Below are 12,466 nucleotides of genomic sequence, written 5' to 3'. Positions count from 1 at the left end.
TCGAGGGGCGTCAGGTGAATGGACGGTGCCCGATGCGGCCAGCGCAGCCTTCGGCAGCGGCTACAGTGGCGCGTTTGCAGTGTCTTCCGGCTCGCAAACTCAAGCACAATGCCGGGCTGCCGTTATTTCTCGACGAGCCTGTAATGAGCGCCGCACCTATGTCTCCACCTTGGATTTTCCCGCTTCACCCCTCGATGATGGCCTGTGGGCGCGGGTTGCTGGCTGCGCTGGTGCTGGCCTGGCTCAGCGGTTGTACGCAACTGCCGAGTAACGCCGAGCTGAGTCGGCACGCCGACGACATGGCCCGGGCCGCCGGCCTGCAGCGGGCCCAGGTGCAGACCGAGGGTTTTGTGCTGACCAGTTTCTACCGCATTACCCGTCCCGATCAGCCGCTGACGGTGTACATCGAGGGCGATGGGTTTGCCTGGCGTACACGCAGCCAGCCCTCCCTTGACCCTACGCCGCGCAAAGCCCTCGGGCTGGCCCTGGCGACGGCCGACTCGGCGCCCAACGTGCTGTACCTCGCCCGCCCCTGCCAGTTCACCCAGGCCTCGGCCAACCCGCGGTGTGCGGTGGCCTACTGGACCGGCAAGCGCTTCGCCGAAGAGGTGATCGCGGCCATGAACCAGGCCGTGACCCAGTACGCCGTGCGCGTGCCGGGGCAGCCGATCCAACTGGTGGGTTATTCGGGAGGCGGGGCCGTTGCCGCGCTGATTGCCGCCCGGCGCGATGATGTTGCCTGGATGCGCAGCGTCGCCGGCAACCTGGACATGGCCGAGGTCAATCGCCTGCACCGGGTCTCGGCCATGCCGGATTCGCTGAATGCCATCGACATCGCTCCGCTGCTCGCAACCCTGGGGCAAATCCATTACGCGGGCAGCGAAGACAAGGTCGTGCCCGCGCCGATTGCCCAACGCTTTGCCAACGCCACCGGCGGCCGCTGCACCCAGGTGCGCATCATCCCCGGCATGAGCCATGACGGTGACTGGGCGCGGCTGTGGCCCGGGCTGCTGGCCGAGCCCGTGCACTGTTCGGCAAGCCCTGGCAGCCGGGGTGAAGGCCTGCCGCAGGCGGTTACTCAGTAGGCAATCGATGCCAGGGGCAGGTCGCGGATCTGTATCGGCGTCGGCGCCTGGTAGTGGTCGTCGCTGGTCAGCTCGTGAAGCAGCTCTTCGCGCAGTTGGTGGAAGTCGAAACTGCTGCGCTGGCGCGGGTGGGGCAGGGCGATCTGCACCACGCGCTTGATGCGCCCAGGGCGCGGTTCCATGACCACCACGCGGTCGGCGAGGAAGATCGCCTCTTCCACATCGTGGGTGACCAGGACAGTGGTGATTTTCGCCCGCTCGCGGATCGCCAGCAGTTCATCCTGCATCTGCTGGCGGGTCAGGGCATCGAGGGCCCCGAAGGGCTCATCCAGCAGCAGAATGCGCGGGCTGGCCACCAACCCCCGGGCGATGGCCACCCGTTGCGCCATGCCCCCCGACAGCTGGTGTGGAAAGGCATGGGTGAAGTCGCGCAGGCCCACCAGTTCGATGAAATCGGCGATGCGTTTTTTGCGCTGGGCCTCGCTCAGAGGCTCGTTGACCAGGCCCAGGCCGATGTTGTCCTCGACGTTGAGCCAGGGAAACAGACGGTGCTCCTGGAACACGATGCCGCGCTCGCTGCCAATGCCGCGGATGGCGTGGTCATCGACCCGGATCTCGCCGCGAAACTCGGTGTCCAGGCCGATCAGCAAGCGCAACAGGGTGGATTTGCCGCAGCCGCTGGAGCCGACGATGGCGACGAATTCGCCTTCGGCGATTTCCAGGTTGAAGTCGCGAATCGCCTCGAACTCGCCGCCGGCGACCTCGAAGGACTTGCCCACATGGTTGAAGCTGACAAGGGGTGCGTTCATGCGTGTCTCCAGCGGGTGGCGCGAATTTCGATCTGTCGGCCAATGAGGTTGAGCAGGGCGCCGGTCAGTCCCACCAGCAGCATGCCGGCCATGATCAGGTCCATGCGCAGCAGCTGTTGCGCGCCGATCATCTGGCTGCCGATGCCGCCGTTGGAGGGCATGAAGTATTCGGCGCCGATGGTGCCGAGCCAGGCGTAGATCAGGCTCAGGCGCAGGCCGGCGAAAATCCCCGGTGCAGCCCCCGGCAATACCAGCCGCCGCAGGCGCTGCCAGAGGCTCAGGCGCAACACCTGGGCGGCCTCGGCCAGTTGCGGTGACAGGTTGGCGACGCTGCGCTGGGTGGCGATAAACAGCGGGAAGAACGCGGCAAGGGCGACGAACACCCACTTGGCCAATTCACCGAGGCCGAACCAGGCGGTCAGCAGCGGCACCCAGGCAAAAATCGCGATCTGACGGATAGCGGCCAGGGTCGGGCCGAGGATGCGTTCGCTGATCCGCGACAGCCCCAGGAGCAAGCCCAGGGCGAACCCCAGGCCGCCGCCCAGGGCCAGGCCGCCAACGGTGCGTCCCAGGCTCAGGCCCATGCCGCCGAGCAAGGTGCCATCGAGCAGCCCGCTGAGGGTGGTTTGCAGCACCGTCAGCGGGCTGACCAGGATTGCCGGGTCGACCCACTGGCGCCAGCACGCGGTTTGCCAGACACCGAACAGGGCCAGCGGCAACAGCCAGGGTTGCAGCCGCTGCCAGCCCTGATAGCGCGGGCCACGGCGAATTTCTGCGGTGGCCGGGTGTGGCCAGTACAGGAGTTTTCGGTCCAGGGCGCCGATGCCGCGATCCATGGCCACGCCGATCACGCCGATCACCAGGATGCAGACGAAGACGATGTCGAGCATGAACAACTGCCGCGCCCAGACCATCAGGTAGCCGATGCCCTCACTGGACGCCAGCAGTTCCACCGCCAGCAGCGAGGTCCAGCCGGCGGCCAGCGCCAGGCGCACCCCGGCCATGAAGGCCGGCAGCGCCGCCGGCAGCACCAGGCGGCGAATCAGCAGGTGCGGCGGCAGGCGCAGGACGGCGGCGGCTTCGCGCAATTTGGGCTGGGCGTCGCGCACCCCGACCAGGGTGTGCAGGGTGACCGGGACCACGATGGCCTTGACCAGCACCACCAGCTTCAGCACTTCGCCGATGCCGAAAAACACCATGAACAGGGGAATCCAGGCCAGGGTCGGGATCTGGGACAAGGCGCTGAAGGTGGGGAACACCAGGCGTTCCAGGCGCTGGCTGAAACCCAGTGCGCCTCCCAGGATCGCGCCTGCGCTGATGCCGGCCAGCAGGCCCCAGCACAATCGCTGCAGGCTGATCGCCAGATGGCTCCAGAGCTCGCCGCCGGCCAGCTCCACGGCGCTGCTCCAGACCAGAGACGGAGCAGGCAGGATCTGCTCGCTCATCCACTGATTGCGGCTGGCCAGCCACCACAGCAGAAACAGGCCCAGTGGCACGATCCAGGGCAACAGGCGCTGGCTGAGGGTGGGCCAGATCTTCCGCGCGCTGGCGCCGGGTGCCGCGAGCGGCAGACTGAGAAGGGAAACACGGGCCATGGATGACCTCCGTTGTCGGGTTCTGCACGGGCCGAATATTCTTTTGCGATCTATTAAAAAACTTATCAATGCTATTGGGAGATAAGAGGAGCCATTTAAGGCTTCTCGTTGTTCAGCATCCAATGCATTTGAGGAATATTTTCGATGCTGTTCATGCATAAGCCGCGCAGACAGGCGTTCTAAACGGGTTATTCGATTTTGTTATTAAAATGTGAATTTATAGTATTTAAGCGTTGATCCCCTCAGGGCCTACCTTCTGCTCCTCAATGCCCGTGCAACCAGGAGCCGCACCCATGAACCTTCCCTTTAAACGCGTTATCAGTCTGTTCGCCGCGCCGGCCCTGGCGGGGCTCCTGGGGTGCCTGCCGCTGATGGCCCAGGCCGCCGCCGTGACCGAGATCCGCATTGCCGTGCCCGACCTCAGCGCCGGCACCCAGCACAGCGGCGGCGGGGTGGTGGACGTATTGCGCGAGCAGCAGATCTACGAAAAAGCCTTCGCTGACCAGGGCATCAAGATCCAGTGGAATTTCTTCAAGGGCGCCGGTCCGGTGATCAACGAAGCATTCGCCAACGGCCAGGTGGATTTCGCCTACCTGGGTGACCTGGCGGCGATCATCGGCCGCTCCAACGGCCTCGACACCCGGCTGCTCAGCGCCTCGGCGCGTGGGGTCAAACACTATTTGGGGGTGCAGCCGGGCTCCGGGATCAAGACCCTGCAAGACCTCAAAGGCAAGCGCGTGGCGGTGTTTCGTGGCACGGCTACCCAGCTTTCGTTCGACGCCGCCCTGGCCAGCCAGGGCCTGAGCGAGAAGGACCTGAAGGTGATCAACCTCGATTTCAGCGCTGCCGTGGCGGCCCTGGCGGCCAAGCAGATCGACGCCTCGTGGGGCAGCACCGGGCTCTCGGCCCTGCGCATCAAGGGGCTCGCCGAGCTGCCGCTGAACACCAAGGACCTGGGCGGCGCCGGCAGCGTGCAGAGCGTGCTGGTGGGGTCCGGCAAGTTTGTCGACGAACACCCGGAAGTGGTGGCCAAGCTACTCAAGGCGCAACAGCAGGCCGTGCAGTGGCTGACCGACGACGACAACAAGGAAGCCTATATCCAGCTGGTATCGGGCCTGGCCAGCTACCCGCCGGTGATCCTGCAAGAGGACTTGCATGACCAGAAACTCAGCGAACTCTTCCCCTCCAACCTGGATCCGGCGTTCCTCGCCAAATTGCAGGGCTCGGTGGACCTGGCGGCCAAGGAACGTTTGATCCGCAAACCGTTCCAGGTCACCGAATGGGTCGCGCCGCAACTGACGGCTGCAGGCTTGTAATCGCTGCCGAAGGCTCGGGCCGCGTTCGGACGCTGGCCCTTATGTGCGCCGTGATGTTCCAGATGGATGTGCGGTGCTGCTGAGGGCCAAGCCCAGCCTCGCGTTGCTCGGCAGCGGCTACGGGGTCAGACGGCGATGCTGTGTTCCTGTTTGTCCACCGCCACCAGCACTTCGATCAGTTTGCGTGCGGCCGGTGACAGGCGGAACCCGGTGCGGCTGACGATGCCGCAACGCGCGTTCAGCACTTCGATGTTCTGCGGCAGGTTGCGCCAGTGCAGCAGCGCCAGGGAGCCCTGCTCGATGTCCTCGATAAACGACTCCGCCGTGCCGATGCCAATGGCGTTGGATTGGCGGACGATTTTCACCAGCGCCGGAAAATGCTCGGTCTGGATGGTCGGCGAAAAATCCATGCGGCCGCTGAGGTTGGCCAGCAGTTTGCGAATCCCTGGCGGGATCAGCGTGGTCGCCAGCGGATAGTCGAACATGTCGTTGGTCGACAGGCTTTCCTTGGCCAGCAACGGGTGCCCCGGCCGGCAGAAAAACACCCCGCGCTTGGGGGTCAGGGCCTGGGTCTGGAAGTTCGGGTCGGCCTCGAAATGACGGATGTCGGCGATAAAGAATTCGATCTCTTCACGGCTCAGGCTGCGGCTGAGTTTTTCCCAGTTATCCACTTCCAGGCAGATCCGCACCTTGGGGTGCGCCGAGGTGAATTGGGCCAGCGCATCGGGCACCAGCTTCACCGCCGGTGCCGGGCCGCAGCCGAAGCGCAATTCGCCGGCGTCGAGCTTGGTCATCTGGGTCACTTCACTGCTCAACAGCGCCGCACCCTGGACCAGGCTCAGGGCATGTTGCAGCACCACCTGGCCTTCGGGTGTGGGTCGCAGATCCTTGTTGCCACGGTCCACCAGCACGCAGCCGAACTCCTGCTCCAGCCCCTGGATACTGCGGCTGAAGGCCGGTTGAGTGATGCCCATGGCGTCCGCCGCGCGGACAAAACTGCGGTGCTCGTTGAGGGCGATGAAGTAGCGCAGCTGGCGTAGATCCATATGCTTTTGCGGCATCCTAAAAATAGCTCGAAGGCATTTGCGACGAGTGAGGAATGAGGTTTTAAATGCAAGCTCTTATTCCGTCAACGAAGCATGTAGATATCTATTAGATCTAAATTGAATATAGATAGAGCGTTGTTTCGCTGCGGCTCAAACCGTAAGCAGTCAGATGAGGGTGTACCCGATGAGCAATGCCGCATTAGCCGTTAAACCCGCTGTTCATGCGCTTGAGATTCACCCGGTGGCCGGTCGCATCGGCGCCGAGATCCGTGGTGTACAACTTTCCGGCAACCTTGACCCCGCCACCGTGGACGCCATTCAGCAGGCCCTGTTGCAGTACAAGGTGGTGTTCTTCCGCGGCCAGGGTCACCTCGACGACCAGAGCCAGGAGGCGTTCTCCCACCTGCTGGGCGAACCGGTGGCGCACCCGACGGTGCCGGTGCGCGATGGCACCCGTTACCTGCTGGAACTGGACGGCGCCGAGGGCCAGCGCGCCAACTCCTGGCACACCGACGTGACCTTCGTCGAGGCCTACCCCAAGGCGTCGATCCTGCGCTCGGTGATCGCTCCGGCTGCCGGTGGCGACACGGTCTGGGCCAACACTGCCACGGCCTACAACGAACTCCCGGCGGAACTGCGCGAGCTGGCGGACAAGCTCTGGGCGGTGCACAGCAACGAATACGACTACGCCTCGGCCAAGCCGGATGTCTCGGCGGAGAAGCTGGAGCGCTACCGCAAGGTGTTCACCTCCACCGTCTACGAGACCGAACACCCGATCGTGCGCGTGCACCCGGAGAGCGGCGAGAAGAGCCTGGTGCTGGGGCATTTCGTGAAGCGCATCAAGGGTTATTCCCAGGCCGACTCGGCGCACCTGTTCGGTTTGCTGCAAAGCCACGTGACCCGCCTGGAAAACACCGTGCGCTGGCGCTGGACCGCTGGGGACGTGGCGATCTGGGACAACCGCTCGACCCAGCACTACGCCGTGGACGACTACGGTACCCAGGACCGCATCGTGCGCCGCGTGACCCTCAAGGGCGACGTGCCAGTGGGCGTGCATGGACAGCGCAGCCAGACCACCAGAGGGGCGTGACAGGACTGCTCGGCAGCAGCCGGTCCTGTGGCGAGGGAGCTTGCTCCCGCTCGGTTGGCCGGCGCCCCGAGGCGCAGCAGCCGCAACCCTGCTATCCGGTGCTGCCTGACGGGATGCGGTGCCGGTTTTGGGGCCGCTTCGCGGCCCAGCGGGAGCAAGCTCCCTCGCTACAGGGGCCAGCCGCTGTGGTGAGGCTGCGCCGGCCTTTAGCGACACCATGATTTCTCAGCCCCCCCTTGGCGCCCCCCGGGTTTACCACACGCCGATCTGCACCAGTTTTTCCGTTTCCGGCTCGCCGTAGCGGAAGCGTTGGCCGCGCAGGTCGATTTCTTCGTGGCTGATGGTGGTGCGGCGTTTCAGGCCGCGCAGCCAGTCGAACAGGTAACCCAAGTGCTCTTCGCGCACAGCAGCGTAGGCCGGGTCGGCGCCGAGGTCGTGCAGCTCCTGCGGGTCGTTCTGCAGGTCGAACAGTTGCGGGCGGAAGCCATCGTAGGCCAGGTATTTCCAGCGCTCGCTGCGAACCATGGTCATCCGGCAGCGGTCGATGGGCTGGGCCAGACGTTCCCGTGCCGGGGCCTGGAAGGCGTAGTCATATTCGCTGATTGCGTAGCGCCGCCAATCCGTCGGGGTGCCGTGCAGCAGCGGGATCAGCGAGCGACCTTCAAGGCGATGTTCGGCGCCGGGCAAGCCCAGGGCCTCGAGGAACGTCGGCAGCGCATCGATGGTTTCCACCAGGCGCTGATCCACGCTGCCCCGGGTGCTGTCCGCCGCCGCGCGCGGGTCACGCACAATCAGCGGCACACCGACCGCCGGCTCCAGCAGAAACTCCTTCTCCCCCAGATAGTGATCGCCCAGGAAGTCGCCATGGTCGCTGGTGAACACGATCAGCGTGTCATCCCAGCGGCCGTTGCTCTGCAGGAAGTCAAACAGCCGCCCGAGTTGATCATCCACTTGCTTGATCAGCCCCATGTAGGTCGGCACCACGTTCAGGCGCACCTCGTCGCGGGAGAAATTGAGGCTCTCTTCATGCTGGCGAAACGCGGCGTACACCGGGTGGTCGCTGGCCTCGCCCGCTGCTGGGCGCACCGCCGGGATCACCTGCTCGGCGCCGTACAGCGCGTGGTAGGGCGCCGGAGCGATATAGGGCCAATGGGGCTTGATGTAGGACAGGTGCAGGCACCAGGGCTGCTCACCCTGTTCGGCGATAAAGTCGATGGCGCGGTCGGTGGTGTAGACCGTTTCCGAGTGCTGCTCCGGCACCCGCGCCGGGAGATGGGCGTTGCGCATTTTCCAGCCGCTGAGGATCTCGCCGTTCGCGCCTTCGGCCGCATTGGCCCAGTCGTGCCAGGGGTTGCGGCCGTCAAAGCCCTGCTCGCGCAGGTAGTGGGTGTAGGGCGCGGATTCGCGCTTGTCGTCGAACAGCGGGTCGTCGGGGAAGATCCCGTCATGCCGGAAATACGCCTCGAAACCGACCTCGTTCAAGGCATCGGCCTGGACGCTTTGCGGTTCGATGGCCAGGCGCTGCAAGGCATCGATATTGGGCGTGGCGTGGGTCTTGCCCACCAGCGCGGTGCGGATGCCGTGGGGCCGCAGGTAGTCGCCGATGGTCAGTTCTTCCAGGGGCAGCGGCACCGCATTCCACGCCACCTGGTGGCTGCTGACGTAGCGCCCGGTGTAGGCCGACATGCGCGACGGGCCGCAGATGGTGCCCTGGGTGTAGGCGCGGCTGAAACGCACCCCGGCGGCGGCCAGGCGGTCGATGTTCGGCGTGTGCAAATGGGGGTGGCCGTAGCACGACAGGTAATCGCGACGCAGTTGGTCGCACATGATGTACAGCACGTTGCGCAAGGGCTGGGCAGGGTTGGACATGGGGTTCACCGAAGGGAAGACAGGCGTCGATTTTTCACCGTTGCGGGGGGCTGTCAGCAAGCGCATTCGCTGAATAGTTTTGATGCACAAACTGCATGCGCCAGTGCCCCATAGCGCCTGGCAGCGGGATCAGACCGCGACGTTGTCCAGGCTGTACACGTCCTCGTCCAGTTCATCGGTGCGCTTGATCTCCTCGATCATCGCCTCGGCCAGGGGCGACAGGCGATAGCCGGCGCGGCTGACGATGCCGTAGCGGGTGTAGAGCTCTTCCAGGTCATCGGCCAGGCCGTCGATTTTCAAGCGCACCAGTTCGCCCTTGGCGTTGTGCAACGCGTCGCTGTAGGAGCCGACGATGCCGATCGCATCCGAACGCAGGACCACGCCGAGCAGGCTGTAGCTGTTTTCGCACTCGACATTGGGCGTGTAGTCCGGCCGGCCGCTCAGGTCGACGATGACCTTGCGCAGGTTCGGCGGGCGGATGGTCACGGCCAGCGGGTAGCTCATCAGTTCGGCGGCGCTGACGCTGTCCCGGCCCGCCAGCGGATGCCCGGCGCGGCAGCAGAAATGCCATTTGCGCGGGCGCAGGCGTTGGGTCAGGTAGTCCGGGTTGGCTTCGAAGTGCCGAGTGTCGGCGACAAAAAATTCGAACTCTTCGCTGAGCAGGCGCTTGCTCAGGCTTTGCCAGTCATCGACCTGGAAATGCACCCGGGCCTTGGCGTAGCGCCCGATAAAACTGCCAATCGCCCGGGGTATGAGGCCGGACGCCGGCGCCGGACCACAGCCGAAACGGATCTCGCCGGCCTCCAGGCCATTGAACTGTTCGATCTCATTGGCCAGTTGCTGCGCGCCGCTGACCAGGCGCCGCGCATGTTCCAGCAGGACCTGGCCCTGCTTGGTCGGCGCCAGGTCCTTGCGTCCACGGTCCACCAGCTGGCACCCGACGCTGTGTTCCAGGGCCTGGATGCTGCGGCTGAACGCCGATTGCGAGAGGTTCACCGCTGCCGCAGCCGCGACAAAGCTGCGCTGTTCGGCGAGGGCGATGAAGTGGCGGAGCTGGCGCAAGTCGATATGCATTTTTCACATAAAAAATATCGGGGAAATGCATTGGCTATGCATTAGGTCGACTCCTTATAAAGGCAATCTCTTATGCAGTAAATCTTTGTAAAAACATAAATAAATAACTTAAAAGAATATGCAGGCCTGTATATTTTTTCATCAGGAGCCGCCCATGAGCCCGTCGTACCTCGCTTCACCCACTTCGCCCCGGCGGCTCAAGCGCTTGCCGCTGGCCCTGTTGCTGGCCGGCAGCGCCAGTTGGTCCCAGGGCTGGGCGGCCGAGACCCAGGCCCCTGCCGAGAGCCCGGTACAGGCCGTGGACAAGAGCGCCGGCGGCAAGGCCAAGGCCGGCAGCGGCCAGCTGGAAACCGTCACCGTGACCGCGCGCCGCCGTGAAGAAAGCTCGCAAAGCGTGCCCACGCCCATGAGCGTGATCGGGGGCCAGGCCCTGGAGAGCCAGCGGGTGTATCGCATCCAGGATCTGCAGCAACTGGTGCCCAGCGTCAACGTCGCCTATATGCATGCGCGCCAGTCCAGCGTGTCGATCCGCGGCCTGGGCAACAACCCGGCCAGCGATGGCCTGGAAGGCAGCGTCGGGCTGTACATCGATAACGTCTACCTCGGGCGCCCGGGCATGGCGGTGTTCGACCTGATGGACATCGAGCAGCTGGAAGTCCTGCGCGGTCCGCAAGGCACGTTGTTCGGCAAGAACACCACCGCCGGGGTGATCAACATCAGCACCCGCGCGCCGAGTTTCACCCCGGAGCGCAGCATCGAGAGCTCCCTTGGCGAGGACGGCTACTTCCAGACCAAGGGCACGATTTCCGGGCCGCTGACGGATGAGCTGGCGGGGCGTTTTTCCGCTTACCGCACCCGCAGCGACGGCGACATCAAGAACGAACACGACGGCCACGACTTGAACGGTGGATCGCGCCAGGGCTTTCGCGGGCAACTGCTGTACAAGCCCAGCGAGACCTTCAACCTGCGCTGGATCGGTGACTACAACGAAGAGGATTCCAGCGCCGGCACCCGGGTCCTGTACAGCACCGGGCCGACCATCAACGGCACCAATATCTACGAGTCGCGGGCCGCTGCGGCAGGCGCGACCCTGGTCAACGGCTCGCACCGCAAGGTCAACCTGGACAACGACCAGCACGTCACGGTGTTCCAGGGCGGGACCTCGCTGGAAGCCAACTGGACCCTGCCCAGCGACTTCACCCTGACCTCGGTCAGCTCCTACCGCTGGTGGAATTTCACCCCGCGCAACGACGATGGGCTCAACGTTCCGGCCAGCTACAACGCCGGGGTTTCGGTGGAAGACAAACAGTGGTCCCAGGAATTTCGCCTGGCCTCGCCCAGCGGCGGGTTCTTCGACTACGTGCTCGGCGCCTACTACTTCGGTTCCGACCTGGATAACAAATCCTTCAGCTACTACGGGCCTCAGGCGGACATCTGGAACGGCACCGCCAACGGTGCGTTGAGCAACGTCACCAGCATCGGCAACGGGCATATCCAGACCGACAGTTTTGCGTTGTTCGCCCAGGGCACCTGGCACCTCACCGAGCGCCTGGACTTCACCGCCGGTCTGCGGGGCACCTATGAAGAAAAAAGCGCCTGGGTCAGCCGCAATGCGCCGCTCGGCGGTGCCGCCGTCACCGGGGCCGCAGCCACGGCCCGACGCGGACGGGCCGGGGCCTACGACTCGGGCGACTTGAGCCAGTACAGCACCAGCCCCTCGGGGCTGCTCAATCTGAGCTACCGCTTCACCGATGATGTGCTGGGCTACGCCACCCTGTCCCACGGCGAGAAATCCGGCGGAGTCAACCTGGCGGTGGGCTCGGCGCCGACCGCCGGTGCCGACTCGCTGCTGATCGGCACCGAGCGTGCGAACAACGCCGAACTGGGTTTCAAAAGCACACTCTGGGAGCGTCGCCTGCAACTCAACGCCAACCTGTTCTGGACCCAGGTCAACGGCTACCAGACCAACGCCTACGACTATGGCAACCGCGTGCAATACCTGACCAACGCCGGTTCGGTGCGCTCGCGTGGGGTGGAAGTCGAAAGCACGCTGATTCCGGTGCGGGGCCTGACCCTCAACCTCAACGGCTCTTACAACGATGTGCGGTACCTGTCCTACAAGGATGCGCCGTGCCCGCCTGAAGTCAGCCTGCGCCCGGGCGCCCCGGCCTCATGCGACCTCAGCGGCCACCAGGTGGTCGGCGCCTCGAAATGGATCGGCAACGCCAACGGCGAATACAAATGGAACCTGGATAACGGCCTCGAAGAGTACGTCACCGCCAGTTATGCGTTCCGTTCCAAGGCGGTAGGCACCGTCGAGGATTCCGAGTACGGGCAGATCCCCAGTTACGCAGTGGTCAACCTTTCCACCGGCCTGCGCGGCAACTACGAGCAGGGCCAGTGGGACGTTTCACTGTGGCTGAAAAACGCCTTCGACAAGACCTACTACACCACCCTCTGGACCGGCGGTAACGGCGGTTACGAAGGCCTGCTGGGGACGCCGCGGACCTTGGGCGTGACCGGTCGCTACGACTTCTGATTGCCGATTTTCCGCTACGCCGCGCCGGGTGTTCCGGCGCCCA

The 12,466-nt window shown here is 64.6% G+C and carries 9 protein-coding genes; 4 read left to right on the top strand and 5 right to left on the bottom strand.

The genetic code is table 11. From position 1 onward, the window contains the following. Positions 1 to 158 precede the first annotated feature (158 nt). Entirely contained in the window at positions 159 to 1,085 is a 927-nt protein-coding gene (locus ACOZJV_RS31920) for an alpha/beta hydrolase (RefSeq protein ID WP_421549338.1), read from the top strand. Here the strand turns inward: ACOZJV_RS31920 and ACOZJV_RS31915 are convergent. Next, positions 1,079 to 1,894: an ABC transporter ATP-binding protein gene (locus tag ACOZJV_RS31915; RefSeq protein WP_078469227.1), complete on the bottom strand. Its 816-nt coding sequence runs from the start codon at positions 1,892 to 1,894 to the stop codon at positions 1,079 to 1,081. The genes ACOZJV_RS31920 and ACOZJV_RS31915 overlap by 7 nt on opposite strands. Beyond that, complete coding sequence (locus tag ACOZJV_RS31910; protein ID WP_421549337.1) at positions 1,891 to 3,489, bottom strand: ABC transporter permease; 1,599 nt, start codon at positions 3,487 to 3,489, stop codon at positions 1,891 to 1,893. Before ACOZJV_RS31910 ends, ACOZJV_RS31915 begins: the two co-directional genes overlap by 4 nt. A 293-nt stretch (positions 3,490 to 3,782) precedes the next feature. Here ACOZJV_RS31910 and ACOZJV_RS31905 point away from each other — a divergent pair, with 293 nt between their 5' ends. Beyond that, on the top strand, positions 3,783 to 4,805 hold the full coding sequence (locus ACOZJV_RS31905) for an ABC transporter substrate-binding protein (RefSeq protein ID WP_421549336.1): 1,023 nt from the start codon (positions 3,783 to 3,785) through the stop codon (positions 4,803 to 4,805). A gap of 125 nt (positions 4,806 to 4,930) precedes the next feature. Here the strand turns inward: ACOZJV_RS31905 and ACOZJV_RS31900 are convergent, their stop codons facing one another. Beyond that, entirely contained in the window at positions 4,931 to 5,851 is a 921-nt protein-coding gene (locus ACOZJV_RS31900; protein WP_020296968.1) for a LysR family transcriptional regulator, read from the bottom strand. A gap of 184 nt (positions 5,852 to 6,035) precedes the next feature. Here ACOZJV_RS31900 and ACOZJV_RS31895 point away from each other — a divergent pair, with 184 nt between their 5' ends. Beyond that, positions 6,036 to 6,941 carry a TauD/TfdA dioxygenase family protein gene (locus ACOZJV_RS31895; RefSeq protein ID WP_078469230.1) on the top strand — a complete coding sequence of 302 codons (906 nt, stop codon included), beginning with the start codon at positions 6,036 to 6,038 and terminating at the stop codon, positions 6,939 to 6,941. Positions 6,942 to 7,193: 252 nt separating this feature from the next. Here the strand turns inward: ACOZJV_RS31895 and ACOZJV_RS31890 are convergent, their stop codons facing one another. Next, complete coding sequence (locus ACOZJV_RS31890) at positions 7,194 to 8,810, bottom strand: alkaline phosphatase family protein (protein WP_421549335.1); 1,617 nt, start codon at positions 8,808 to 8,810, stop codon at positions 7,194 to 7,196. A gap of 129 nt (positions 8,811 to 8,939) precedes the next feature. Then, a complete protein-coding gene (locus tag ACOZJV_RS31885; protein WP_078469231.1) occupies positions 8,940 to 9,884 on the bottom strand; it encodes a LysR family transcriptional regulator in 945 nt (314 codons plus the stop codon). Positions 9,885 to 10,038: 154 nt separating this feature from the next. Here ACOZJV_RS31885 and ACOZJV_RS31880 point away from each other — a divergent pair, with 154 nt between their 5' ends. After that, entirely contained in the window at positions 10,039 to 12,423 is a 2,385-nt protein-coding gene (locus tag ACOZJV_RS31880; RefSeq protein ID WP_421549334.1) for a TonB-dependent receptor, read from the top strand. The last annotated feature ends 43 nt before the right edge of the window (positions 12,424 to 12,466 follow it).

Origin of the sequence: Pseudomonas sp. QD4 (assembly GCF_049199125.1) — a bacterium.
Lineage (GTDB): Bacteria > Pseudomonadota > Gammaproteobacteria > Pseudomonadales > Pseudomonadaceae > Aquipseudomonas.
This window is presented reverse-complemented; position numbering and strand designations above follow the sequence as displayed.